The organism is Lentzea miocenica, assembly GCF_033949945.1.
Lineage (GTDB): Bacteria > Actinomycetota > Actinomycetes > Mycobacteriales > Pseudonocardiaceae > Lentzea > Lentzea miocenica.
The window spans coordinates 432668-456165 of record NZ_JAXAVW010000001.1 but is presented as its reverse complement, the minus strand read 5'-3'; the positions used below and the strand labels follow the sequence as shown (position 1 = coordinate 456165).

27 protein-coding genes are annotated in these 23498 nt (G+C 70.1%); 6 read left to right on the top strand and 21 right to left on the bottom strand.

Going from position 1 to position 23498, the window contains the following annotated elements; translation table 11 throughout:
- Positions 1-2: 2 nt before the first annotated feature.
- The 8 genes from SK803_RS02195 to SK803_RS02160 form a co-directional block, all read right to left on the bottom strand.
- Entirely contained in the window at positions 3-1061 is a 1059-nt protein-coding gene (locus SK803_RS02195) for a serine hydrolase domain-containing protein (protein WP_319963998.1), read from the bottom strand.
- Positions 1058-1873, bottom strand: a complete 816-nt coding sequence (locus tag SK803_RS02190; protein WP_319963997.1) for a hypothetical protein — start codon at positions 1871-1873, stop codon at positions 1058-1060. Before SK803_RS02190 ends, SK803_RS02195 begins: the two co-directional genes overlap by 4 nt.
- On the bottom strand, positions 1870-2169 hold the full coding sequence (locus SK803_RS02185; RefSeq protein WP_319963996.1) for a type VII secretion target: 300 nt from the start codon (positions 2167-2169) through the stop codon (positions 1870-1872). The genes SK803_RS02190 and SK803_RS02185 overlap by 4 nt, the downstream gene beginning before the upstream one ends.
- The gene (locus SK803_RS02180; protein ID WP_319963995.1) at positions 2166-2510 is read right to left on the bottom strand and encodes a YbaB/EbfC family nucleoid-associated protein; all 345 of its coding nucleotides are present in this window, start codon (positions 2508-2510) and stop codon (positions 2166-2168) included. The genes SK803_RS02185 and SK803_RS02180 overlap by 4 nt, the downstream gene beginning before the upstream one ends.
- Before the next feature lie 13 nt (positions 2511-2523).
- Positions 2524-3141 carry an ESX secretion-associated protein EspG gene (locus SK803_RS02175; RefSeq protein WP_319963994.1) on the bottom strand — a complete coding sequence of 206 codons (618 nt, stop codon included), beginning with the start codon at positions 3139-3141 and terminating at the stop codon, positions 2524-2526.
- Positions 3138-3440 (bottom strand): hypothetical protein, encoded by a 303-nt coding sequence (locus tag SK803_RS02170; protein ID WP_319963993.1) that lies wholly within the window; start codon positions 3438-3440, stop codon positions 3138-3140. Before SK803_RS02170 ends, SK803_RS02175 begins: the two co-directional genes overlap by 4 nt.
- On the bottom strand, positions 3437-4813 hold the full coding sequence (locus SK803_RS02165) for a hypothetical protein (RefSeq protein ID WP_319963992.1): 1377 nt from the start codon (positions 4811-4813) through the stop codon (positions 3437-3439). The genes SK803_RS02170 and SK803_RS02165 overlap by 4 nt, the downstream gene beginning before the upstream one ends.
- A 99-nt stretch (positions 4814-4912) precedes the next feature.
- Positions 4913-7036, bottom strand: a complete 2124-nt coding sequence (locus SK803_RS02160; RefSeq protein WP_319963991.1) for an XRE family transcriptional regulator — start codon at positions 7034-7036, stop codon at positions 4913-4915.
- 120 nt (positions 7037-7156) lie between these two features.
- Between SK803_RS02160 and SK803_RS02155 the strand changes: the two genes are divergently transcribed.
- Positions 7157-7723: a DedA family protein gene (locus SK803_RS02155; RefSeq protein WP_319963990.1), complete on the top strand. Its 567-nt coding sequence runs from the start codon at positions 7157-7159 to the stop codon at positions 7721-7723.
- Here the strand turns inward: SK803_RS02155 and SK803_RS02150 are convergent.
- Positions 7686-8405, bottom strand: a complete 720-nt coding sequence (locus SK803_RS02150) for an SDR family NAD(P)-dependent oxidoreductase (RefSeq protein ID WP_319963989.1) — start codon at positions 8403-8405, stop codon at positions 7686-7688. The genes SK803_RS02155 and SK803_RS02150 overlap by 38 nt on opposite strands.
- A gap of 109 nt (positions 8406-8514) precedes the next feature.
- On the opposite strand from SK803_RS02150, the gene SK803_RS02145 reads away from it, so the two are divergent.
- Positions 8515-9357, top strand: a complete 843-nt coding sequence (locus SK803_RS02145) for an alpha/beta fold hydrolase (RefSeq protein WP_319963988.1) — start codon at positions 8515-8517, stop codon at positions 9355-9357.
- Here SK803_RS02145 and SK803_RS02140 read toward each other — a convergent pair.
- The 5 genes from SK803_RS02140 to fdhD form a co-directional block, all read right to left on the bottom strand.
- Positions 9332-10450: a macrolide family glycosyltransferase gene (locus SK803_RS02140; protein WP_319963987.1), complete on the bottom strand. Its 1119-nt coding sequence runs from the start codon at positions 10448-10450 to the stop codon at positions 9332-9334. The two genes, SK803_RS02145 and SK803_RS02140, sit on opposite strands and share 26 nt — an antisense overlap.
- 34 nt (positions 10451-10484) lie before the next feature.
- A complete protein-coding gene (locus SK803_RS02135) occupies positions 10485-11396 on the bottom strand; it encodes a Gfo/Idh/MocA family protein (protein ID WP_319963986.1) in 912 nt (303 codons plus the stop codon).
- A gap of 4 nt (positions 11397-11400) precedes the next feature.
- Positions 11401-12480 (bottom strand): ABC transporter permease, encoded by a 1080-nt coding sequence (locus SK803_RS02130; RefSeq protein WP_319963985.1) that lies wholly within the window; start codon positions 12478-12480, stop codon positions 11401-11403.
- A 1-nt stretch (position 12481) separates the two neighbouring features.
- A complete protein-coding gene (locus SK803_RS02125; protein WP_319963984.1) occupies positions 12482-13351 on the bottom strand; it encodes an ABC transporter ATP-binding protein in 870 nt (289 codons plus the stop codon).
- A gap of 76 nt (positions 13352-13427) precedes the next feature.
- On the bottom strand, positions 13428-14267 hold the full coding sequence (gene fdhD, locus SK803_RS02120) for a formate dehydrogenase accessory sulfurtransferase FdhD (protein WP_319963983.1): 840 nt from the start codon (positions 14265-14267) through the stop codon (positions 13428-13430).
- 17 nt (positions 14268-14284) lie between these two features.
- On the opposite strand from fdhD, the gene SK803_RS02115 reads away from it, so the two are divergent.
- A complete protein-coding gene (locus SK803_RS02115; RefSeq protein WP_319963982.1) occupies positions 14285-14518 on the top strand; it encodes a hypothetical protein in 234 nt (77 codons plus the stop codon).
- A gap of 154 nt (positions 14519-14672) precedes the next feature.
- Here the strand turns inward: SK803_RS02115 and SK803_RS02110 are convergent, their stop codons facing one another.
- On the bottom strand, positions 14673-15920 hold the full coding sequence (locus SK803_RS02110; RefSeq protein WP_319963981.1) for an MFS transporter: 1248 nt from the start codon (positions 15918-15920) through the stop codon (positions 14673-14675).
- 62 nt (positions 15921-15982) lie between these two features.
- On the opposite strand from SK803_RS02110, the gene SK803_RS02105 reads away from it, so the two are divergent.
- The gene (locus SK803_RS02105) at positions 15983-17224 is read left to right on the top strand and encodes a molybdopterin molybdotransferase MoeA (RefSeq protein ID WP_319963980.1); all 1242 of its coding nucleotides are present in this window, start codon (positions 15983-15985) and stop codon (positions 17222-17224) included.
- Here SK803_RS02105 and SK803_RS02100 read toward each other — a convergent pair.
- From SK803_RS02100 to pcaH, 5 genes are read right to left on the bottom strand one after another with little or no spacing between them, the layout of a single operon-like run.
- Complete coding sequence (locus tag SK803_RS02100; RefSeq protein ID WP_319963979.1) at positions 17200-18369, bottom strand: 4-hydroxybenzoate 3-monooxygenase; 1170 nt, start codon at positions 18367-18369, stop codon at positions 17200-17202. The genes SK803_RS02105 and SK803_RS02100 overlap by 25 nt on opposite strands.
- Positions 18366-18737, bottom strand: a complete 372-nt coding sequence (gene pcaC, locus SK803_RS02095; RefSeq protein WP_319963978.1) for a 4-carboxymuconolactone decarboxylase — start codon at positions 18735-18737, stop codon at positions 18366-18368. The genes SK803_RS02100 and pcaC overlap by 4 nt, the downstream gene beginning before the upstream one ends.
- Positions 18704-19831, bottom strand: coding sequence for a lyase family protein (locus SK803_RS02090; RefSeq protein ID WP_319963977.1), 1128 nt, complete (start codon positions 19829-19831; stop codon positions 18704-18706). Before SK803_RS02090 ends, pcaC begins: the two co-directional genes overlap by 34 nt.
- 2 nt (positions 19832-19833) lie before the next feature.
- Entirely contained in the window at positions 19834-20325 is a 492-nt protein-coding gene (pcaG, locus tag SK803_RS02085) for a protocatechuate 3,4-dioxygenase subunit alpha (RefSeq protein ID WP_319963976.1), read from the bottom strand.
- The gene (pcaH, locus tag SK803_RS02080; RefSeq protein ID WP_406601463.1) at positions 20318-21055 is read right to left on the bottom strand and encodes a protocatechuate 3,4-dioxygenase subunit beta; all 738 of its coding nucleotides are present in this window, start codon (positions 21053-21055) and stop codon (positions 20318-20320) included. The genes pcaG and pcaH overlap by 8 nt, the downstream gene beginning before the upstream one ends.
- Before the next feature lie 107 nt (positions 21056-21162).
- On the opposite strand from pcaH, the gene SK803_RS02075 reads away from it, so the two are divergent.
- Positions 21163-21735 (top strand): TetR/AcrR family transcriptional regulator, encoded by a 573-nt coding sequence (locus SK803_RS02075; RefSeq protein WP_319963975.1) that lies wholly within the window; start codon positions 21163-21165, stop codon positions 21733-21735.
- Between the two features lie 66 nt (positions 21736-21801).
- Positions 21802-22617 (top strand): alpha/beta fold hydrolase, encoded by an 816-nt coding sequence (locus SK803_RS02070; RefSeq protein ID WP_319963974.1) that lies wholly within the window; start codon positions 21802-21804, stop codon positions 22615-22617.
- A gap of 3 nt (positions 22618-22620) precedes the next feature.
- On the opposite strand, the gene SK803_RS02065 is transcribed toward SK803_RS02070, so the two are convergent.
- Positions 22621-23454, bottom strand: a complete 834-nt coding sequence (locus SK803_RS02065) for a cellulose binding domain-containing protein (protein WP_319963973.1) — start codon at positions 23452-23454, stop codon at positions 22621-22623.
- Between the last annotated feature and the right edge of the window lie 44 nt (positions 23455-23498).

Genomic DNA, 23498 nt, shown 5'->3' with positions numbered 1-23498 from the left:
GACTAGCTGGAACAGAGCGCCTTGTTGGCCACGTCGAACGAGGACGGTGTCGAGTTCATCCCGTTCGTGTTGGTCACCACCGACGCGAACCGGCCGTCGTCGGTGACCAGGGTGAACGAGTGGTGGCCGGTGAGCAGGGCGCCGTTGTGACCCCACGCCACACCACCGCACGTCAGCGGCAGCTTGACCAGGGCGAGCCCGTACGTGCCGTTCTGGCCCCAGGTCTGCTTCATCTCGGCGAGTGCCGCGGGTGAGACGACCTGGCCGTTGATCAGTGCCCGGTAGAAGCGCTGCAGGTCGTCCAAAGTGGACGACATCGAGCCTGCGGTGCTCCAGAACGACAGTTCGATCGCGGTGGTCGCCTCGGTCCAGAAGAAGATCGGGCCGAGGCGGCCGCCGAGGTACCCCGGCAGGAACGGCGCCGGCAGCGCGCGGTTTCCCGGTGCCGGGAACTTCGTCCGCGTCAGGCCGAGCGGGCTGATGATCCGCTCGGTGATCGCGTCACCGGCCTGCTTGCCGGTGAGGCGTTCGATCAGCATGCCCAGCACCAGGAAACCGACGTTGGAGTAGTTCTGCGCGGCACCGGGTGCGGACTGGGCGGGCTCGTCCATGGCCGAGCGGACCAGTTCCGCGAGGGTGAACGTGCCGTCGGGGTTCGCCTGCGCGTCGCGGACGTAGTTCACCAGGCCGCTGGTGTGCTGCAACAGCTGGCGAACGGTGATCACGTCGCCGTTGTAGTTGCCGGTGACGACGCCGGGCAGGTACCGGGAGATCGGCGCGTCCAGCTCGACGCGGCGTTCGTCGACGAGCTGGAGGATCACCGCGGCGGTGAACGTCTTGGTCTGGCTGCCGATCCGGAAGTGGTCGGCGGCCGTGATCACACGCTGTTCGTGGATCTTCGCGGTGCCGGCCGACAGGGTGCCGCCGCGGTAGTGCACGGCGGCACCCGGACCGGCCTGCGCCTGGTACTGGTTGAGCACGGTCTGCACGCCGTCGTCGGCCTTCGCCGGTGCGACACCGACGAGCAGGAACGCGCAGACGAGCGCGGCGATGCGCTTCACGCGGTCGCCCCCTTGGCCGTCGGCAGCTTCGCCGAACCGCTCTGTGTTGAACCGTTCTGGGCCTGTTCGCCGATGACCGACAGCGCCTGCTTCACGATCTTCAGCACGGCCTGCGCGCCCTCGACCAGCTTGATGAGGTTCTCGCCGCTCGCCAGCAACTCGCCGAGCTTGGCCGCGATCTTGACCCCGCAGTCGACGGCGATCTGCACGCACTGCGGGATGGCGATGGCGATGCTCTGCCCGAACGTCGACGGCGCCGCCGCGATCGCCTCGGTCATGATCGGCACGATCTTGCCGATCGCCTCGGTGATCAGCCGGGTGACCTCGGCGACGACCTGGGCCACCACCTCACCGGCCTTGATCAGCGCGCTCGCGTTGGTGAGCGCGGTCTCGGCGACGGACAGCACGCCGTCGACCAGTTCCTTGCCGGTCTTGGCGTAGTCGGTCGCGCTGTCACCGGTCCAGCTGTCGGTCTCGCTCTTCGCTTTCGCGCTGTACTCGTCGGCCAGCGTGCTCGCCGCCTTGCCCGCGTTCTGGAACTCCCCCGCGCCCTGCTGGACGCCGTCCGGGTTGCCCTTGAGCTGGTTCAGCGGCTCTTCCAGGAACGAGATCATCGGCGTGAGAAAGCCGACGCCCGCGCTGTCCAAGGCCTGCAACGGTTTGCCGTTCGAGCCGAGTTCGCTGATCGGCGCCTTGGGCGTGGCCGCGAGGTCCGCCGACAGCCATTCGTCGCCGGCGATGGCGTTGGTGGTGGTGCGGAGTTCGTTGAGCAGTGCGGCGATCGTGCCCGCGTCCGTCGCGGTGGCGGTCATCGGCCGGCCCCCGTGACGGTCTCGGCGTTGCGTTCGTCGGTGCGCTGGTAGGTCTCCGCGGTGCGGCGCATGCCTTCGCCCACCTGGTCCATTGTGGACGCCACGTGCGCGAAGCCGCCCATGGTCTCCCCCATCGCGCCGCTGAGGCCGGTGGTCATGAACTGCGCGAACGACCCCAGCGACTCCCCGCCGAGCTGGTCGGGCAGCCGTCCTCCCGTCGCGGAGAGCTGGTCCGCGTACCCGGTGAGCGTCGCGGCGTGGCGCCGCAGCTGCTCGTGATCGACGACGAAACTCATCGCACGGCCTCCGGCAGGTGCTTCGTGACCTGGTGCAGTGCGTCGCTCTCGCCGAGGTAGTCCGCCATCACCTCGGTCATCCGGGCGCTCGCCAGTCGTTGCGCCTCCCGCGCGGTGCTGACGATCAGCATCGCGAGCGTGTCGACGTCGAGCTTGCGTGCCGCCGGCGTCAGCGCGACGTCGCCGAGCACGCCGCCCGCGTTGACGGTCACCGTGACCTCACCGCGCGGCGAGGTCGCGCTCGCCCCGACCTCGGCCAGGCTCGCACTGGCGCTGCGCGCGCTGTAGGCCACTCGTTCCAGGCGTTCCTGGTAGTCCGCCAGCCACTGTGCTGGATCCACTTCTCCCCCTCTTCTAGGCTCGCGCAACCGCGGCGAGCTCACCTATCGCACGGACCAGGTCGTTGTGCCGCATGGGATTCACGCTGACCCAGCCGTCGTCGCCCACATCCACCCTGACCCGGCCACCCGCACTGTCCAACCAGGACACTTCCTGCCGCTGGCCGCCCCTCGTCACGCCGGCCTGGCCCTGCCCGACGACCTCGAGGTCGAACTTCGCGCCGGGCGGTAGCGTGATCGGCATGACCTGCGCTGGCCGCAGTTCCGGCACCAACGCCACCAGCTCATCGCCCAGCGTCTCCGCCTCGACGTGCATCACCCGGACCGTGCTCTCGGACTGCGTGCACACGATCGCCTCGTCGCCGTGCACCATCGCGACGGCACCAGTTCCTCGCACTACGAGGTCGACCACGGCCGTGTGCTCGCACAGCGCGGTGACGAGTGCCGCAGCCATACCCGTCGGTCCGTGCGCCTCCGCCAGCCCCCGCGCCTGCAGCCCGTGCCCCGCCTCGGCGAGCAGCGTCGCGCGTTCGTCCGCGAGCTTGCCGAACGACGGCACCCGCAACGGAAACGGCCAGCGCACCCCGGCGTGCGTCGCGAGCAGGTCCATCTCCACCAGGTCGAAGGCGATCATCGCCCCGCCTTGCGCGCCTGCTCGGCGTCGGTCTCGGTGTAGGTGTTCCTGATCTGCGCGAGCATCTCCTGGAACGCCCGCACCTCACGTTCGGCCGCACCCACCTCGCCCGCGAGCCCCGACCCCGCCGCCTTGAGCCTCTTCGACAGGTCCTGGGCGGGCGGGGCGGTCCCGAGCAACGGCTGCCGCTCGGCCAGCCTGCTCGCGGTCGCCACCAAGTCACCGGTCAGCTCGGCCAGCCTGGTCAACGTCTTGATGCGGTCCTGCAGCCCGTCCGGCGCGACCTCGAAGCTGGTCACTGTTCCTCTCCGATCACTGCCGGCGACACACGCTCGTTCACCGCGAACAGTCCGTGGTCGAGCGTCGGCATCTGGTTCTCGTGCTCCTGGTCGTCGTCCTTGCGCGCGCCACCGAGCGGTTGTCCCATCGCGCCGTTTTGTGCGGCAGACCGTGCGTCCGCGATGGGCGAGCCCGTGATCGTCGGCCCAACTGCCTGACCGAACATCACGCCCGTGCGCATGCCTGGGCTGAGCTGGGTCTGCTGGCTCACCGGACTCATCGGGCTCCCGGCACCGATGACTGAACCTCGCGTCGTGGCGACCGAACCACCGCTGCCGCCGCCTACGAGCCGTTGCCAGGGCACGCCACCTGAGCTGGGTGTCCTCACGGGTGTCGCTGCCGCCGCCTGGGCCGTGGAAGCGGCCTGGGGGACGTTGCCGCGGGCGTCGTCGATGAGGCGGCCGCTGCCGTTGAGGCTGGACTCGTAGGTCTGCATCGCGCGGACGGCCTGGGCCTTCTGCTGGTCAGCCGTGGCGACGCCGAAGTAGAAGCTGAACCCCGGCGAACCGGCCGGCATCGCCGGAGCGCTCGGCAACGCGAAGGGTGCGGGTGCGCTCGGCAGCGAGAACGGCGAAGGCGCGCTCGGCAGCGAGAACGCGGCCGGGGCCGTCGGCAGGTCGAACGCAGCTGGTGTGGTGAGCGGTGCGGGCGCGTTCGGCAGCACGAACGGTGCTCCGAACGACGCGGGCACGCTCGGCGACCCGACCTGGCCTGGTGCGCTCAGCGGCTCGAACGGACCCGGCGCCAGCGGTGCTCCGAACGACGCGGGCACGCTCGGCGACCCGAACTCGCCTGGTGCGCTCAGCAGCTCGAACGGACCCGGCGCCAGCGGCGACCCGACCGGCGTCGGCACGCTCGGCGACCCGAACGGGCCAGGCGCAACCGGCATCGGCGCCTCCTGCGCCCCCACTCCCGCGGGACCAGCCGATGCCGCCGGTCCCGCCGGCGGCCCAGCGAACGCGGGCATCGTCGTCCCCGCCGGCGGCGGTGGCGGCATCGCTGCCCTCGCCGCGGCCAGCGCGTCCGCCGAGTCCTGCGCGGCCTGCTGCCCCGCCGCCGCCAGCTCGCTGATCTTCTCGATCCGCTCGGCCAGCGTGGCGAGCCTGGCCGCGGCCTCCTCCGCCGCGGCGCCGTGCCACCCGTGAAGCAGCGCGGTGCGTTGTTCACGGAGCACCTCGGCGTGCGTGTCCAACGCGGCGCGGTGGCGCGTCCACTCGTCGGCGACCGTGCTCACGTCCGCGACGTCGGCGTCCTGCCACAGCATCCTGTGCAGTTCTTCGTGGCTGTACGCCTCCCAGTTGATCTCGGTTGGCGGTGACTCGTTGCCTGACACCCCTGGATTCCCCTCCCTCGTCCGGCCCGGCAAACGATCACAGCGGGGCCGAACGAAGGACAGGCCAGACGACCGGCCACTTGTGGCCGGTCCCTCCCATCAGCGCAAACGCGCGAAATGATCCTGGAGGCGGGCGTGCCGGAACTGGTAGACCGCGCCCGCCCGGCGCAGCACGCCACGCCGGTACGCGTCGTCGAGGAAGGCCGGCAGCCGCCACGGCAGCCGTCCGGTCAGCGGCAACCAGACGCGCGCGAACACGACCCACTGCCCCCACGCGGTCAGGCTCAGGACATAGGCCAGGCCGCCGCCGACACCGCCGACGAGGCCGAGGTTCAGCGCCGTGATCGGCGACCACACGACCTCGAACCGCAACGCCGTGAGGCCGAACGCGACAGCTCCGGTGGCCATCGTGACGAACACCGCGAACACCGGCACGAACAGCGACACCAGCCGCAGCACGTGGCGCCGGTTCGCCTCGATCAGGTCGTCGGGGCTGCCCGCCGAGCGCACGTCCAGCGGCGATTCGAGCGCCGCGACCAGGCCGAACACCACTCCGGCGCCGAGCCCGAACACCAGCGCGAACACACCGACGTCGACCAGAACCCCCGAAGTCATCTCGTACAGGGGCGTGACCAGCCAGAACGCCACCGCCCGCACCACCCCGTACGCGGCGCCGACCGCCCCGCCGAACCCCAGCCCGAGCAGTCCTCGCAGCCACACCCGCCTGCCGAACCGGCCGCGCAGCCTCAACCGGGTCCGCACGGGTTCGAGCGGCGCGGTCCGGGCCACGTACCAGTGCGCCAGCCCGAAGACCACCCCCGTGGCCAGCCCGATCATCGACGCGAACAGCAGCCCTCTGATGATCAGCGCACCGACCATGACGGCTTCGACCACCAGGTCCGTCACGCCGACCGCGACCCCGACGGCGAGCCCGATGATCGACGCGCGCCTGCGTGACGAGGTCCCGACCTGCCACCACGCGATGTCATGGGTCCCGAGCCGGTTCAAATGCAGCGCGAGGTGACCGAGCCACGGCCGCACCTGTTCGGCGTCGGCGCCGTAGACGGCGGGCACGAAGCTGCCGAGCAGGTGCCGTTCGATCTCGTCGGCGGTGCCGAAGGTCAGCAGTTCGGCTGGATCGTGGTCAGGCGTGTCGCTGTAGATACGCCGTGCGAGCGCCACCATCAACGGCGTCGTGAGCACCTCAGCCAACACACCGCCGTTGCGCACCTCGTCGAGCACGGGCTTCCAGACGTTCCCGCCCGGTCCGGCCTTACGCGTCGTGCGCGGCAGGTAGTCCGCGAGGTCGTCGCACGTCAGGTCAGCCAGCACCACTGCGGCCGCCGACGTCAGCACGTCCGTGCCCGCGACCGCGTCCCGGTATTCGTCCACACGGCTCGTGAGCAGCAACGGCAGAGTGGTGGTGTTCAACGCGTTGAGAGCAGGCCGATGCAACCCGGCCGCGATCTCGTCGAACCCGTCCAGCACGGGCAACACCCGTTGGGCGTCCACCAACGCTGCCGCCAACGTCCCGCCGCTGGGTCCGGGGGCCCCGAGGAACGGGTGATCGCGGGTCAGCTGCTCGGCCATCCAGTCGCGCAACCCGACGCGGTCCGGATGCCACGATCCGAGGCTGAAGATCACCGGCACCGGGTCGCGGAGATCCTGGGCGCCGAGCAGGTCGAGCACGAAACGCGTGGTCAGCACCGTCTTGCCGGACCCCGCACGCCCCAGCACGACGAGCCGCCGCGACCCGACCCTCCGGTAGACCTCGACGACCTGGTCCAGCCGCCCGTCCAGCGCGGCCTCGCCGCCGATGTTGAGCCAGCTGTCCCGCAACGTCTCTGGCGCCGCGTCCCACCGCACCGGCAACGGCACGGGGTCGTGGATCTGGCCCTGCTCCTCCTCGCGCCGCCACCGCGCCTCGACCGCGACCTTCAACGTCTCCACGGCCTCGGCCAGCGGGTCGAACCGCACCGGCTCGGCGACGACAACGGGCTCGTGGCGCCCGGCGGCGGCGAACAACTCGGACCGCTCGGCCCCGGTCAGCTCCAACGCGTCGGCCAGCGCGCGCACGGTGCCCATCCGCGGGTCGGTCCGTTCGCCCGTCTCCAGCCCGCGCACCGTGCGAATGCCCACGGCGGCGCGCTGAGCGAGCGCCTCCTGGCTCAATCCCGCCCGCTGCCGCCACTGACGCAGCAGTAAGCCGAACTGGCTCGCCACAACCGCCCCCTCATCCCGGTGATCAGCACCTTATCGAGACCCCCGCGTTCACTGCACGGATCCGGACGGAGGGGGAAGATCGAAGTTGTGCTAACCCAGTGGCTCCACACCGTTCCACCGTTGCTGGTCTACGTCGTCGTAGGCCTGGTGGTCGGTATCGAGAGCATCGGGATCCCGTTGCCGGGCGAGATCGTTCTCGTCGCGGCGGCGCTCATGGCCTCACACCACGACGGCGTCTCGCCGCTCATCGTCGGCATCGCCGCGTCGGTGGGCGCGATCATCGGTGACAGCATCGGATACGCGCTGGGCAAACGGTTCGGGCCGCGCGTCTTCGGGTGGGCGGGCGACAAGTTCCCGAGCCACTTCAGCCCGGACAAGATCGGCCGCGCCCAGGCGCTGTTCGAACGGTTCGGCGCCTGGGCGGTCTTCTTCGGCCGGTTCGTGGCGTTGCTGCGGATCCTCTCCGGTCCGCTGGCAGCCACGATGGGCATGCACTACGGGAAGTTCCTCCTGGCCAACGCAGCTGGCGGCATCGCGTGGGCCGGTGGCACGACAGCGGCTGTGTACTTCGTCGGCGAGGCGGCCGAGCACTACCTCGCCGAGTTCTCCTGGATCGCGCTGCTGGTCGTCCTGGTCGCGGTGATCGGGCTCAGCGTCCGAGCCCGGCTCCGCCGTTCACCCCGATGACCTGCGCGGTGACGTGCCCGGCTTCCGGTGAAGTCAGGAACGTGATCGCCGCGGCGATGTCCGCCGGGGTGCCCGCGCGGCCGTTCGCCGCGTTGCCGACGAGCTTCTTGCGCCGCTCCTCGCTCAGGGTGTCGCCGAAGAACTCGGTGTCGTCGGTGACGCCCGGCGACACCACGTTGACGGTGATTCCCCGGCCTCCCAGCGTGAACGCGAGATCCGCCGTCCACGCCTCGACCGCGGCCTTGGCCGCACCGTAGGAACCCGACCCACGCCGGCCCGCGATCGAGCCGAGCGTGACCACGCGGGCGTTGTCGGCCAAGCGCGGCTCCAGCGCGGTCGTCACGAGCACAGCGCTGACCACGTTGGCCTCGTAACTCGCGACCCACAGATCCCGCACGTCGGTCAGGTTCCCAGGTGCGGGACGGCGACGAGCCACGTTGCCACCCGCGTTGTTGACGAGAACGTCCACTTGCGACGGCAGGTCGTCCAGCGCCGCCTGCACCGCCTCCGGATCCGACGCGTCGAACGCCACCGCCCGAGCGCCGATCTCCTCGGCCGCCGCCTTCAGCACGTCCTCCCGCCGGCCCGTGATCACCACGTCCAGGCCCTGCTCGACGAGCCGCGCCGCCACCGCCTTGCCGATGCCCGTGCCGCCGCCGGTCACCACTGCTGTTCGTGTCATGCGAGCCTTGATACCAGCGGAATACATGCAGGTCGATCAGTTTGTCAGCCCTCCGGAATTCACATCTGTGACTAGGCTGCTCAGACCTGACTCCACTGGGGAGAACCGAATGAAATCCCACGTTCTGGAAACCGACGGCGCAGCGATCACCTACGACGTGCACGGCGAGGGCGGCCGTCCGCTGATGATGATCGGCCAGCCGATGGACGCGAGCGGCTTCGCGGCGCTCAAGGAGCAGTTCCGCGACCGCACGGTGATCACCTACGACCCGCGCGGCATCGGCAGAAGCACGCGTTCGGACGGCAGCACCGCCAACACGCCCGAGATCCAGGCCGCCGACGTGCACGCGGTGATCCAGGCCGTCGGTGGTCCGGTCGACCTGTTCGCGTCCAGCGGCGGCGCGGTCACGGCCCTCGAACTCGTGGCGGCCTACCCGGACGACGTGGTCACGCTCGTCGCGCACGAGCCGCCGTTGATCGACGTGCTGCCCGACGCGGAGGCCGCCCGCCGTGCGCGCGACGGGTTCATCGACGCCTACTTCGCAGGTGGGTCCGGCGCGGGCATGGCACAGTTCATGGTCATGTCGTCGTGGCAGGGCGAGTACACCGACGAGTACTTCGCGCTGCCGGTGGCCGACCCGGCCCAGTTCGGCATGTCCGCCGACGACGACGGTTCCCGCGACAACCCGTTGCTGTCGCGGGATTCCCTCGCCATCACGGACTACCAGGTGAAGGCCGACGCCCTCGCGGCCGCGCCCACCCGTGTCGTGATCGCCGTCGGTGAGGAGACGGGCAACGCGTTCACCGCACGCACCGCCGTGCACACCGCGAAGCTGCTCGGCCAGGAAGCCGTCGTGTTCCCCAGTCACCACGGCGGGTTCATGGGCGGCGAGTTCGGCTACGCGGGCAAGCCAGAGGAGTTCGGCGTCAAGCTGCGCGAAGTACTCGGCTGAGGATCACCTCGGCGGCCCGTGCGGCGCCGCCACCGGCCCCAACAGCGGCACGCATCCGGTCGAGGTTCCGCCGGATCGTGCCGCTCCCGGCCACCCGCTCGACCGCCGCGCGCAGGCCCGCGTGATCGTCGACCCGTTCCCCCAGCCCGAGTTCGACCACGCGGTCGGCGTTGGCGGCCTGTTCCGGCGTCTGCGGCACGATCACCAGCGGCACACCCTGGTGCAGCGCCTCCATCGTGGAGTTCATGCCGCCGTGGCTGATGAACACGTCGGTGTGCTTCAGCACGGCGGGCTGCGGGAACCCCGGCCGCACATCGATGTTCTCCGGCACTTCGCCGACGCCCCGCGCGGTCATCGCGACCTCCCAGCCGCCGTCGCCGAACTGCTCGACGCACGCCCGGTAGAAGTCGTGGTCGCTCATCACCGAACCGAGCGAGACGAACAGCAGCGGCAGGTCCGCGCGGCGCGGTGACCACTCCTCGTCCAGCCGGCTGCCGAGCACCGGCCCGACGAAGTGGAACGACTCGTCGAAGGTCTCCGCCAGCGGCTGGAACTCGCGCGGCACGAACACCACGCTGCACGCCTCCGGCGCCTCGATGGTGCTCGGGATGTCGAGCTCGATGTCGTTCTCTGGGTCGTTCTCGGCGACGAACCGCGCAAGGTCGCCGGCGATGGACCAGGCCAGACCGGCGTCCATCAACGTGTAGTGCTCGTTCGACGCGCTGTGCGGCAGCGTGCGTACAGCCGGTATACCGAGTGTGCGCGCGACCAGCCGCGCCGGCCAGTTCGTCGAGTCGTAGCAGATCAGGTCGGGCCGGTCGGTGCGGCAGCGGTCGAGCAGCACCGGGTAGACCCTGCTCATCGCCCTGAAGTAGTGCGGAAACCACTCGTCGATCGGGTTCGCGGTGACCGGGTGGAAGTCCGGCAGCGCGGGCAGTTCCACCCAGCGCGCACCGGCCGCGGTCACCGCCTCGGCGTGCTCGGCGCCGGTGGCGTACTCGACCTCGGCGCCGCGTTTGGTCAGTTCCTCCACCACCGCGAGCGTCGGTGTGACGTGGCCATGGCCTGAGAGCGTGACGAACAGGATCCCCATTGGCCCGATCCTGCCGAACCCGGTCAAATTCTTTTCAGCGCAGGAACGCCTCGATCACCTCGGCCACCCGCAGCCCGCTCGCGAAGTCGGCCAGGTCGCGCGGGTGTTCGCCGCGGACGGCCTGCGCGAACAGGGTGAGCCGTGAATAGTCCGACCCGGTCTGCTCCAGCGGCACCGGTTCCCATCCACCACCGTCCGAAGTGGACAGCAGCGCCCACTGGTCCAGGCGCAGCGACCGTTCGGTGCCCCACACGGTCCACTCGTAGATCTCGGGCCCGGCCAGCCCGGAGAACGCCGACACGTGCACCGGCACGCCACTGCCCCGCAGCCCTCCGCGCGCCGCCACCTCGGCCGCACCGGGCTCGGGGAAGTCCGACGACACCCACTCGACGGTCAACGGCCCGAGCAGCCGGTCCGTGAGGTAGACGAAGTGCGACAACACCTCGCGGACGAACCCGCCCTGCTCGGACCGCGCGAGCCACGCCGCCTCCGCCTGGAACGCCCGCGGCCAGCGCGGGAACTGCAGCCTGATCTCCACGCCCCGCAGCGCGCCCAGCTCCGCCAGCCGCCGTTCGATCTCGATGGTCGCCACCATGTCCGACAACGCGAAGTTCACCGCGTTCGGCCGGTTCGCGGCGGCTTCGGCCATCGTGCGAGCCTCGTCGAGGTCGACCGCGAGCGGCTTCTCGCAGAACACCGCCTTGCCGGCCTGGAACGCCTTCAGCACCAGCTCCGCGTGCGACGCGGGCGGCGTCGAGACGTACACCGCGTCCACATCGGACAGCACGTCGTCGAGCGAGGTGACGACGGGGACGTCGAGCGTGCGGGGTGCGACGTCGACACCCGCGACCACGGTGTAGTCGGGATGTGCCCGCGCCGCCGTCAGCATCCGGGTGCCCATGGCTCCCAGGCCGACGACGGCGAGGCGAATCGGATCAGCGGTCATGCGCCTATTCTGCCGGTGCCCAGGCTCGCGACAGCTTGACCCGTGCGCCGGTCTGCATCAGCGAGCCGGTGTAGAGCCGCGACGCGACCAGCAGGATCACCACGACGGTCGTCGCCAGGATCCCGAGCGACACCAGTGCCTCCCAGGGCTTGGCCTGCTCCGCGAACAACCGCACCGGCATCGCGACGCCTGCCGTGAACGGCACGAACGACATCACCTTGAGCACCGCGGGGTTCTCGAAGAAGAACTGGACGCCGAAGTACGGGCCCATCACGGCGATCATCACCAGGCCCATCGTCGAGCCGAGGTCCTCCTGCCGGCTGACCAGCGACCCCGCGACCGCCCACATCGACGAGATCAGCACGAACCCGAGCATCAGGAACGGCACGAACCAGCCGAGCGCGGGCGCCACCACCGCCAGCAGTTCTGCCTGCCCGGCCACCCTGAGTGCGATCGGTGCCACCAGCGCCAGCACGACGACCTGGCACAGCGTGAGGATCGTGTGCCCGAGGATCTTGCCGGCGAGCAACGCCCGCACCGGCACCGTCGACACCAGGATCTCCACGATCCGGGTCTGCTTCTCGGTCACGGTGCTCTGCGCGATCGCCGCGCCGCCCATGCCGAACATCAGGAACACCAGCCCGAACACCAGCACCGTGACGAACCGCTGGTCGGAGCTCACCGCGGAGGCGTCCAGCAGTTCCACCGGAGGCGCCTCGACGAGCTGCCGGATCACGTCGTTCGGCGGGTCGTTCAGCGCGAGGACCTTGATCCCGCGGCCGTCCGGCACGATCGCGGCCTCGACCTCGTCGGTCCTGACCAGCTCCGCCGCGGTGGCGACGTCGCCGACCTCGCGGACGTCGAGTTGCTTGCCCTGCACCACCTGCACGGCCGAGCCGACCGCCGCGACCTTCGGGTCGTCGCCACCGAACACCGTCGGCAGCACGGTGAGCGCGAACAGCCCGACGATCGTGAAGAGGAACCCGATCCAGAAACCCTTGGTGCTGACGAACGTCTTCATCTCGCGCTCGGCGACCAGCCAGGTCGCCTGAGCGAATGTCGCCTTCTTCGTACCCGCGGCCATGTCAGATCACTTCCCGGAAGATCTCGTCGAGCGTGGGCACGACCGGCGTGAACGAGCGGACCTCGCCGCGATCCAGAGCGGCCTTGAGGACCTGCTGTGGCGCGGACTCGAACACCGCGCGCGGCCCGTCGAGCTCCAGGATCGTCGTGCCGGGCACGTCGCGGACCCAGCCGGCGTCCTGCGCGACGACGATCTCGTAGCGGTCGCTCGCGTGGGTCTGCCGGAGTTCCTCGCGCGACCCCTTCGCGGCGATCCGCCCCTTCGAGATGATCACCACGTCGTCGCAGAGCCGTTCCACGATCGCCAGCTGGTGGCTGGAGAACAGCACCGGCACCCCGCCCGCCGCGCGCTTGCGCAGCACGTCCAGCACGGTCTCGACGGCGATCGGGTCGAGGCCGGAGAACGGCTCGTCCAGGATCAGCACCTCGGGGTCGTGCACCAGCGCGGCCGCGATCTGCACGCGCTGCTGGTTGCCCAGCGACAGCTGCTCCAGCCGGTCGTTCGCCCGGTCCGTCAGCTCCAGGTCCTCGAGCAGCTGGTCGGTGTTGCGCTGCGCGACCGTCCTCTCGACACCGTGCAGGCGGCCGAGCCAGGTGATCTGCTCGCGCACCTTCATCTTGGGATAGAGGCCCCTTTCCTCCGGCATGTAGCCGAAGTGCGGCCGGTTCTGCGGCGTGATCTCCTGGCCCTGCCAGCTCACCGAACCCCCGTGCGCGGCGAGCACCCCCAGCACGATCCGCATCGTGGTCGTCTTGCCGGATCCGTTGGCGCCCAGGAAGCCCGTCATGCGGCCAGGCCGGACGTCGAAGCTCACCTCGTCGAGGACCCGAAGATCGCCGAAGCTCCGGCTGATCCCCCTCACAGTCAACATGGGGGGAACGCTATGCGGGTTCGCTCAAGATCGCGTCCGCCGCGCGGCATCATCCGCGCGGAGGACTCCTTACGGACTAACGCGCCCCGGCCGTGACGCCGAGGCGATGCCCTCCCGTGTAGACGTTCATCGACGTGCCCCGCAAGAACCCGACCAGCGTCACGCCCATCTCCTCGGCCAGGTCGGCGGCGAGCGACGACGGCGCGGACACCGCGGTGAGCACCGGAATCCCGGCCATGACCGCCTTCTGCACCAGCTCGAACGACGCCCGGCCGCTGACCATCAGCACCGTGCTCGTCAGCGGCAGCCGTCCGTCGCGGGTGGCCCAGCCGACGACCTTGTCCACCGCGTTGTGCCGGCCGACGTCTTCCCGGAGGCACAGGAGGTTGCCGCCGGCGTCGAACAGCCCGGCCGCGTGCAGCCCGCCGGTGCGATCGAAGACCCGTTGCGCGGCACGGAGTTTCGTCGGGAACTCGGTGATCGTCCTCGGGTCGAGCCGGATCGGGTCGGCCGCCACCTGCCAGGTCGCGGTGGTGCGCACGGCGTCCAGGCTGGCTTTGCCGCACAGCCCGCACGACGAGGTGGTGTAGAAGTTGCGCTCGATCGACGGGTCAGGTGGCGCGACGCCTTCGCCAAGACCCACGTCCAGCACGTTGTAGGTGTTGCCGCCATCGCTCGTCGCGCCCGCGCAGTAGCGGATGGAGGCGATGTCGGACGGGTTGCGCACGACGCCTTCGCTGACCAGGAAGCCCGCGGCGAGGTCGAAGTCGTCACCCGGCGTGCGCATGGTCACGGCGAGGGACCTGCCTCCCACGCGGATCTCCAGCGGTTCCTCGACCGCCAGCGTGTCCGGTCGCGAGGTGGCCGCGTCGTCCACCAGCCGCACCACGCGCCGCCTGCTCGTCACCCGTCCCACGTGGGTCCTCCTTCTCGGTGGCTTCCCGGCAGATCGCGACGCACTCGTCGAGCAAGCGCCGCAACACCTCGTCCCCGGTCATCGCCCGCACCGCCCTGGCCACGACCCAGTCGCGCGGCCACCACCACGGCACGGCGATCCCGGCTCTGCGCACGCAGTGCGTGACGAGTCTCCGCGTCGGCCCCTTCTCCGTCCCGATCACCTTGGTGGCGAACGGCAACAGCTCGCGGCGACCGTCTTCAGTGGACTGATCGTTGACGCACCGCGCCACGCACGCCAGCACCGGATGCACGCAGGCGGGCCGGTCCGACCACACCTCGCCCGCGAGCAACGACGTCAGTTCCATCAGGCAACAGCCGTCCGCGGGCGTCCGGTGCCAGCCTTTCGCGAGCCGGGGCACGCGGCTCACAGCCGCGGCCTTCCCGGTTGCGACAGGTGCCTGGTGAGCACCGCCCCGGCCAGCCCGAGCACCCCGGCCGCGATGAACGCGAACGCGGGCCCTTGGGAAGCGAGGACGACGGCTGCCAGGAGCGCACCGGCGGCCTTCGCGGTGTAGAGCACACCGAAGTTCTGCGCGCCGTTCGTCTCGCCGAAGTACTCCCTGGTGACGCCCACCAGCAGCGAGTAACAGCACCCGGTGCCGAGGCCCGCGAGCGTCGCGCCGATCAACAGCCCCGCCGTGTTCTGCGAGTACAACAACACGAACTGCGCCACTCCACCGGTAGCCAACGTCCAGACCAGCGCTTTCCGCCGCCCGATGCGGTCCGAGATCCACCCGACCAGCACGCGTCCGGTGCCGGTGGCGGCAGCGAGCGTGGCCAACGCGATCGCCCCGAGCACCTTGTCGCCCACGAACAACGGCAGATACGCCAGGTCGTAAAGCGACACCGCCGCCGCGAACGCGATACCGCCGTACAGCCACCAGAACGTGCCGCACCGCATGGCCTCTTCCGGCCTGAACTCCTTGAGCGCCGCCCGGTTCGGCACCCGCGCCCGGTCCAGCGCCCACTCGCGCGGCTGGACGTGCGGCGGCCACCAGTGCTCGGGCGGGTCCTTCAGCACCGCACCCGCGACCGCGACGATCACGGTGATCGCGATGGCGGCCTGCGTGAGGAATCCGTTGACGTCGCTGAAGAGAATCCCGGCGGCGATCACGAACGGCACCGACCCGTACGCGAACGCCGCGCTGACGAACGCGACCTTCCTGGTGACGCGCTCCGGATACCAGCGAACGACCGTGCCCAGACACGTCGCGTAAACCAGACCGGCGCCAATCCCGCCAAGCACGGCATATCCGACCAGCTGCCCCTGCCCGAGCGTCAAGAGCCCGGTTCCGCACAGGATCGCGCCGATCCACATGGCACCGGTGGCCGTGAGTCTGTTCTGCTGCCTCAACCAGGCCGCCGGAAACGCAGTGCCCGCCTGACACACGGTCCACAACGCCAAGGCCCAGAACAACTCCGGCACACTCCACCGGTCCCGCAGTTGCGGGATCAACACCCCGAAGCCGTACTGCCCGATGCCGGCCGCGAGCATCGCCGCCCAGGCCGCCCACAACACCACCCGGCGCGAGCGCCCCGACACCTCGACGTCGGTCTCACCCACCCGGTAGAGCCTGCCGACGTGATCACGGACGTAAGTCGCGACTGGCATGCCCTTCACCCCGTCCCGAGGATTGCATACAGTATGAGGTAGGCTATACCACGGGAGCCCTGATGAACATGCCCTGGACGTTGGCCCGTCAGACGGCACGGGAAGCGGCAAAGCCGCTGGACGCCGTCGAGGTACCCCTGGCCGACGGGCTGGGCCTCGCGCTCGCCTCAGCCGTGCGGGCCCTCGCCGACCAGCCGACCTGCGACACCTCGGCGATGGACGGGTACGCGGTGTGCGGGCCCGGCCCGTGGACTGCTGTCGGGCGGGTGGCCGCCGGCGATCCGGTGCCTGGTGTGCGGCTGGGTGCCGGGGAGGCGTTCGCGGTGGCGACGGGTGCGCCGGTGCCGGACGGCTCGGACTACGTGATCCCGGTGGAGCTGTGCGCGGTCGAAGGAGCGCTGGTGCGGGGAGCCCTTTCCCAGCCCGGCAAACACATCCGCCGCCGCGGTGAGGACTGGTCCGCCGGCGACGAGCTCGTCCCCGCCGGCTCCCCCGTCACCCCCGCCGTCCTGGGCCTGGCCGCAGCCGCCGGCCACAACACCCTCCTGGTCCACCGCCGCCCCCGCGTGGCCGTGATCGTGACCGGCGACGAACTCCTCCACTCCGGCCCGCCCCACCCCGGCCGAGTCCGCGACGCCATCAGCCCGATGCTCCCCGGCCTGCTCGCCGGAGCCGACCTCCTCGGCACCACCCACCTGCGCGACGACCCGTCCGCCCTCGCCGGCACCCTCACCATCGCCGAAGCCGACAACCCGCCCACCCCCGCCAGCGCCCTCACCACCACCGAAACCGACAACCCGCCCACCCCCGCCAGCACCCTCACCACCGCCGAAGCCGACGTCCTGGTCACCTGCGGCGCCACCTCAGTGGGCCCGGCCGACCATCTCCGCCGCGTACTCGCGGACCTCGGCGCCGAGATCCTGGTCAGCGGCGTCTCCTGCCGCCCAGGCCACCCGATGCTGCTCGCCGTCCTGCCCGACGGCCGCCGCGTGGTGGGCCTGCCCGGCAACCCGTTCGCCGCCCTGGCCGCGGTCCTGACCCTGCTCCAGCCACTCCTCGACGCCCTCGGCGGCCGCACCGTCCGCCCGCCGATCACCGCCTGGCTCCCGGACGTCGGCGCTCACCTGAGAGACACCCGCCTGATCCCCGTCACCAGAACGGGCGCAACAGCTGTCCCCGTCGGCCACGACCGCCCCGGCTCGCTGTGGGGTGCCGCGCTCGCCGACGCGCTCGCCGTTGTGCCGCCCGGTCACGTCGGTGGCGAGGTGGAGCTGCTCGCCTATGCGGGCCAGCGGCCGGTGTAGCCCTCGGCCAGGAACCTCGACCCCGCCTCCGACCCGACCACCGATCGCAGCTCGCCGAGCTGCCGCCGCACGTCGAAGTCCGTCGCGCCGGGCAGGGCGTGCAGCATGGTCGTCATCCAGTACGAGAAGTGCTGCGCCTTCCACACGCGGTCCAGCGCGCGCGGGCCGTACTCGTCCAGAGCGTCGACGTCGTTCTTGAGCAGTGCGCGTTCGATGACCTCGGCCAGGACCTTCACGTCGGCCAGCGCCAGGTTGAGGCCCTTCGCGCCGGTCGGCGGGACGGTGTGGGCGGCGTCGCCGGCGAGGAGGAGTTTGCCGTGGCGCATGGGTTCCGCGACGAACGAACGGAAGCGCAGCACCGTCTTCTCGGTGATCGGGCCCTCGTTCAGCGTGAACCCGTCCGGTCCGGCGACCCGCGCCTGCAGTTCCTCCCAGATCTGCGAGGCCGACCAGGACGCGGGGTCGGTCTCCGGGTCGCACTGGAAGTACATCCGCTGGTGGGTCGCGGTGCGCTGGCTGATCAACGCGAACCCGCGCGGCGAGTGGGCGTAGACCAGTTCGGGTGCGCTGCGCGGGGCCTCGGTGATGATGCCGAACCAGGCGAACGGGTATTCGCGGAAGCTGTGTGTGCGCAGGGATTCTGGCACTTGGGCCCGGCAGATCGACCGCGAGCCGTCCGCGCCCACGAGCAGGTCGCAGCGCACTTCCTGGCGGACGCCGTCGCTGTCGGTGAAGCGGATCGCGGGTTCGTCGAGGTCGACCGACGTGTCACTCACGCCGAACCGCACGTCGCCGCCGTCGCGCACGCGGGCGTTCGCGAGGTCCACGAACACGTCGGTCTGCGGGTAGAGCCAGACCGATTCGCCCACCAGCGCGCGGAAGTCGACGCGATGGCTCTCGCCGCCGAACCGCAGGTCGATTCCCTCGTGCGGATGTCCGTCGCGCAACACGCGATCGGACACCCCGGTGTCGACGAGCAACCGCGCGCTGTCGGCCTCCAGGATGCCGGCGCGGACCGTGTGCTCGATCTCCGTGCGCGTCCTGTTGTCGACCACGACGCTGTCGATTCCGTTGAGCGACAACAGGTGCGAGAGCATCAGCCCGGCCGGTCCCGCGCCGACGATGCCGACCTGGGTGCGCGTCATGAGAACTCCTTCAAGGCCTGCCGTGCCACCGCGAACGCGTGGTTGGCCGCGGGTACTCCGCAATAGATGGCGCTCTGCAAGATCACCTCGCCGATCTCCTCGGCGCTCAACCCGTTGCGCCGTGCCGCGGCGACGTGCAGTTTCAACTCGTCCCAATGTCCCCGCGCGATCAACGCCGTGAGCGTGATCGCGCTGCGCATCCGCCGGTCCAGCCCAGGCCGCGTCCAGATCTCGCCCCACGCGTACCGGGTGATGAACTCCTGGAAGTCCTGCGTGAACTCGTCCGGCGCGGCCCGATCGACATGCGCGTCCCCGAGCACCTCACGCCGGACCTTCATGCCGTCGTCGTAGGACACCGCTTCTCCCATCGCTCCAGAACCAGGTCCACGAACGACTCCGCGGCCCCGAGGTACGAGGCCGGATCCGTGCCACCGCCCCGTTCCGCCAACAGCTCGCCCGCTGCCTCACGAGCCCGGCGCGCCATCACGTCGGCGTGCACCTCAAGCCCCTCGACCAGTTCCACCGCCTGCGAGGCCGCCACCACCGCCAGCTCCAGCAACGACCGCAACGCCGGCCACTCCGCGTGCCAGGCTCCGTCCGGACGTTCGTCGACCGCCCGCGCCGAACAAAGGTGCAACTGCGCCCCCAGCTGCGGCGCCTGCAAGGCCGCGCTGTTCACCAGCACCGACAGCACCGGATTCCGCTTGTGCGGCATGGTCGACGACCCACCCCGCCCCGCCACCGCACCCTCACGAACCTCACCGATCTCGGGCCGCCCCAACGTCAGCAGATCCGCGGCCATCACCCCGAGCGCGTCACAAGCCCGCACCACCGCATCCCCGAGCCGCGTGACCGGCGCGCGATACGTGTGCCAGGGCATCCCAGGCCACACCAGCCCCAGGTGCTCGGCGAACGAGGAAGCAGCCGCGATCGGATCCGGCCCCACCCGAGCCAGCGTCCCCGCCGCTCCCCCGCACTGCACCGGCAGGTTCCGTGCCACGACATCCAGCTCGTCCAACGCGTCCAGCACGCCCACCAGCCACCGCGCTGCCTTCAGCCCGAACGTGATCGGCACTGCGAACTGCGTCAACGTCCGCCCCGCCATCACGCTCGCCCGATGCTCGTCGGCCAACCGGGCGAGCGCGCCAGCAACCCGTTCCAGATCAGCGGAAACGCGCGTCAACACCCCGCGCGCCAGCAACATGAGCGCGGAGTCGAGCACGTCCTGACTGGTCAGTCCAGTGTGGACCGGATCGGAAACCCGCTCACGCAAAGCAGAAACCAGCGGCAACACCGGATTCCCCGCGGCCTCGACGTCACGAGGATCCAGCACGGGAACCCAGGACCCCAGCGAAACCGAAGTACCGAGCACCCGAGTCCAAGCGACCTCGACCGACAGCATCGCCCGCACCAGCGCGGCGTCATCCACCAGCCCGGCAGCGCGATACGACCCCGGCAACATGATCAGGTCCGCGGGAACTTGAAGAACACCGTCTCGGACGGCCCCTGCAGATGGATGTCGAACCGCAGCCGCCCGTCCGGCTCGCGCGTGGCCACCAACCCGTCGACAGCGCCGGAAGCCTCGGGCAGGTAGATCCGCGTGAAGAGCCGATCCAGCAACCCGCGCGCGAACACCGTCACCGCGAAGAACGGCAACCCCGGCTCAACGGTGCTGAACCAGTAGTGCCCGGCGCCGTCCGTGCAACACCGCCCCCAACCGGTGAACCCGGCCCCGCGCCGCCGCAACGACCCGCCGACCTTCGGCACCACGCCGGACGCGTCGGCCTGCCGGATCTCGATCATCGCGTCCGGCACCGGCGTGCCCTCGCCGTCGTAGACGTGTCCGTGCAGCACAACGGATCCGGCCGAGCCGAACGGCACCAGCTCGGAGTCGCCCGGGTAGGCCAGCGCGTGGTGGAAGAACGGGCCGACGGTCTGCCCGGGGGTTTCAGTCATCGGACGGCTCCAGGTAGGTCGCGTGGCTGCCGGTCAACACGATGTCCCACCGGTAGCCGAGCAGCCACTCGTGCTCGGACTGGGCGTGGTCGTAGGTCGCGATCAGCCGGGACAGGGCGCCCGGTGAGGTGATCGACTGGGCGATCGGGTCCAGCGCCAGCAACTGGTCGCCGGGGAAGTACATCTGCGTGATCAGGCGCTGGGTGAAGTCCGTGCCGAACAACGAGAAGTGGATGTGCGCGGGCCGCCAGGCGTTGTGGTGGTTGCGCCACGGATAGGGCCCCGGCTTGATCGAGGTGAACGAGTACCAGCCGTCGTCGTCGGTGATGCAGCGGCCGACACCGGTGAAGTGCGGGTCCAACGGCGCCGGGTGCTGGTCACCCTGGTGTGAGTAGCGGCCGGCGGCGTTGGCCTGCCAGATCTCCACGAGCTGACGCCGGACAGGACGCCCATCGCCGTCGAGCACGCGCCCGTGCACGCGGATGCGTTCACCGATCGGCTCGCCACCGCGCTGAATGGTCAGGTCGGACTCGACGGCGTCGACGTCGGAGTGCCCGAACACCGGGGCCAGCAACTCGGCGCCCTCGGGATCGACGAGCTGCAGTTCCTTGGTCGGGTGGCGCAGCAGGGTGCTGCGGTACGGCGGGAAGTCCAGCAGCGGCGCACCCTTCGGTGAGTCGGCCTGGAGCTTCGCGATCTCGTCGCTGATCTCGTGCTGGCTGGTCGTCACACGACCAAACGCTAGGCAGGAGAACCCGAGGTCGTCGACTGGAGGTTTCCGCTGAACGGAAGCCGGACCGACTTGACGCGGCCGAGACGACCGCTCATATTGGAAGTATGCCCAGGCCGAGTGTGCGAGAGCAGATCGTCGACGCCGCGTACGAGCAGTTCCACAAGCACGGTTACAACGCGGCGGGCGTCAAGCTGATCACCGACAGCGCCGGCGTGCCCAAGGGCTCGTTCTACAACCACTTCGAGAGCAAGGAAGCGCTCGCCCTCGTCGTGATGGACCGCTACGGCGAGTCGCGGCACCTCGAGACGTTGGCGGACAAGAAAGTGGCACCGCTGACGAGGTTGCGGGACCACTTCGAGTTCCTCGCCAAGGACATCGTCGAGTTCGACTACGAGCGTGGGTGTGTGTACGGCAACTTCAGCGTTGAGGCGGCCGACCACATCCCGGCGATCCGCGAGGGGGTCCAGGACGGTTTCGACCACTGGGCCGGGGCGATCACGGCGGCGATCCGTGAGGCGCAGGAGGACGGGTCGGTGACGCCGGCACAGGACGCCGCGACGCTCGGCCGGTTCCTGGTCAACGCCTGGGAGGGCGCGATCGTGGGTGAGCGCGCCGCGAAGGACGGGTCGTCGTTCCAGGCGTTCTTCACGGTCGCGTTCGACGTCCTCCTGCACTGAGCAGATCGAATATGACCGGTCGTCTCAACCCTTGACGATTTCAAGACGACCGGTCATATTGGAGTCATGAACGAAATCAACCCGCGCTTCCGCACCATCGACGGACTGTCGATCCGGTACGCCGAGAGCGCCGCGGACAAGCCCGCCGCCCTGCTGCTCAGCCCGTGGCCGGAGAGCATCTACGCCTACGACGCGACCTGGTCACGTCTGGCCGAACACGCTCACCTGATCGCGGTCGACCTGCCCGGCTTCGGGCACTCCGAGCTGCGCGAGGACCTCATGAGCCCCAGCGCCATGGGCGAGTTCATCGTCAAGATCGCCGACGCGTTCGAGCTCGAAAAGCCGCACGTCGTAGGCCCGGACGTCGGCACCAGCGCGTCGCTGTTCGCCGCGGCCGCGCACCCGGAGAGGTTCCGCAGTGTCGTGATCGGCAGCGGCGGCGCCCTCGTCCCCACCGACCTGGGCAGCCCGTTGCACGAGTGGGTGCACGACGCGGACCTCGCGCCGTACCAGGCGTTGGGACCCAAGGACGTGGTGAACATCGCCATGGACGCCGTCGAGGGCTACGAGCTGCCGGACGTGGTGCGGCAGGACTACCTCGCCGCGTACCAGGGACCGCGGCGGTTCGTCGAGCAGATGGCGTACGTCCGCGCTTACCCGACCGACCTGCGGACGCTGCGGGGTCTGCTGCCCGCCATCACCACGCCGGTCCAGCTGATCAACGGCGAGCACGACCCGGTCGTGCCGGTGTCGAACGCCGAGTACCTGCACGAACGGCTGCCGAACAGCAGGCTGGACCTGATCGACGCCGGCCACTTCGCGTGGGAGGAGAACGCGGACGAGTACGCCCGCGTCGTCATCGAGTGGTGGCAGAAGCACTAGCGACTAGCCCGTGGTGCAGGCGGCGCCGTTCAGCGTGAACGTGGTCGGCACGGCGTTGAGGCCGTTCACGGTGCCGTTGAACCCGAGCGAGATCGAGCCGTCGGCCACGATCAGCGAGGTGTAGCCGGCGTTGGTCACGCTCACATCGGCGCCGGACTGGGATGCCGTGGCGTTCCACATCTGCGTCACGGTCTGGCCGTCGGTGAACTGCCAGCGCAACGTCCAGCCGTCGATCAGGGCACCGCTGACGTTGCGCACGGTCACCTCCGCCTGGAACGAGCCGGGCCAGGTGCTGGTGATCCGGTAGACGACCACGCAGGGCGACGCGGGCGGCGGAGCGGCGGAAGTCGAGGTGGGCGGCGGTGGCGCGGGAGTCGAGGTTGGACACTCCTCCGCCCAAAGCCCGAGTTTCGCCTTGGACGCCCTGGTTTCCGCGTCCATCAGCGGGCCTCCGTCCACGCCGGAGGTGCGCATCATCCCGGCCGACACGGCCGCCAGCGCGAAGTCGGTGCCGTCCGGCAGCATCAGCGACACCTCGCCGGGCGTGATGCTGTTGACGCGGACTTCCTTGTCCAGCAACGTCTTCGTCGCGAAGTCCAGCGCCGCGGCAGCGGTGCACGAGGCCGGTTCGGCCAGCAGCGAGATGCGGGCGCGGGTGCCGTCCGCCAGTTCGACCGTGCGGCCGTCGAAGATGGACCGCACCTTTGTGGACGGCAGGTTCTCCACCGGCGGAGGAGAAGAGACTCGTGGTGCGGGGTGAGGCGTGCCGCCCTGCTCTGCCGTGCAGGCGGCGAGGAACAGGGTCAACAGCACCAACAAGTGCTTCCGTGCTGCCATAGGACAAATTTATCGCCGGTGGCAGCGCATGCAATCGGCTGTTC

Excerpts from the sequence above, each read along its gene's own strand:
- SK803_RS02190 (WP_319963997.1), bottom strand. The coding sequence starts at position 1,873 with ATGACCGCCACCGCGACGGACGCGGGCACGATCGCCGCACTGCTCAAC.
- SK803_RS02185 (WP_319963996.1), bottom strand. The coding sequence starts at position 2,169 with ATGAGTTTCGTCGTCGATCACGAGCAGCTGCGGCGCCACGCCGCGACG.
- SK803_RS02175 (WP_319963994.1), bottom strand. The coding sequence starts at position 3,141 with ATGATCGCCTTCGACCTGGTGGAGATGGACCTGCTCGCGACGCACGCC.
- SK803_RS02150 (WP_319963989.1), bottom strand. The coding sequence starts at position 8,405 with ATGACACGAACAGCAGTGGTGACCGGCGGCGGCACGGGCATCGGCAAG.
- SK803_RS02145 (WP_319963988.1), top strand. The coding sequence starts at position 8,515 with ATGAAATCCCACGTTCTGGAAACCGACGGCGCAGCGATCACCTACGAC.
- SK803_RS02140 (WP_319963987.1), bottom strand. The coding sequence starts at position 10,450 with ATGGGGATCCTGTTCGTCACGCTCTCAGGCCATGGCCACGTCACACCG.
- SK803_RS02135 (WP_319963986.1), bottom strand. The coding sequence starts at position 11,396 with ATGACCGCTGATCCGATTCGCCTCGCCGTCGTCGGCCTGGGAGCCATG.
- SK803_RS02130 (WP_319963985.1), bottom strand. The coding sequence starts at position 12,480 with ATGGCCGCGGGTACGAAGAAGGCGACATTCGCTCAGGCGACCTGGCTG.
- SK803_RS02125 (WP_319963984.1), bottom strand. The coding sequence starts at position 13,351 with ATGTTGACTGTGAGGGGGATCAGCCGGAGCTTCGGCGATCTTCGGGTC.
- SK803_RS02110 (WP_319963981.1), bottom strand. The coding sequence starts at position 15,920 with ATGCCAGTCGCGACTTACGTCCGTGATCACGTCGGCAGGCTCTACCGG.
- SK803_RS02105 (WP_319963980.1), top strand. The coding sequence starts at position 15,983 with ATGAACATGCCCTGGACGTTGGCCCGTCAGACGGCACGGGAAGCGGCA.
- SK803_RS02100 (WP_319963979.1), bottom strand. The coding sequence starts at position 18,369 with ATGACGCGCACCCAGGTCGGCATCGTCGGCGCGGGACCGGCCGGGCTG.
- pcaC (WP_319963978.1), bottom strand. The coding sequence starts at position 18,737 with ATGGGAGAAGCGGTGTCCTACGACGACGGCATGAAGGTCCGGCGTGAG.
- SK803_RS02090 (WP_319963977.1), bottom strand. The coding sequence starts at position 19,831 with ATGTTGCCGGGGTCGTATCGCGCTGCCGGGCTGGTGGATGACGCCGCG.
- pcaG (WP_319963976.1), bottom strand. The coding sequence starts at position 20,325 with ATGACTGAAACCCCCGGGCAGACCGTCGGCCCGTTCTTCCACCACGCG.
- SK803_RS02075 (WP_319963975.1), top strand. The coding sequence starts at position 21,163 with ATGCCCAGGCCGAGTGTGCGAGAGCAGATCGTCGACGCCGCGTACGAG.
- SK803_RS02070 (WP_319963974.1), top strand. The coding sequence starts at position 21,802 with ATGAACGAAATCAACCCGCGCTTCCGCACCATCGACGGACTGTCGATC.
- SK803_RS02065 (WP_319963973.1), bottom strand. The coding sequence starts at position 23,454 with ATGGCAGCACGGAAGCACTTGTTGGTGCTGTTGACCCTGTTCCTCGCC.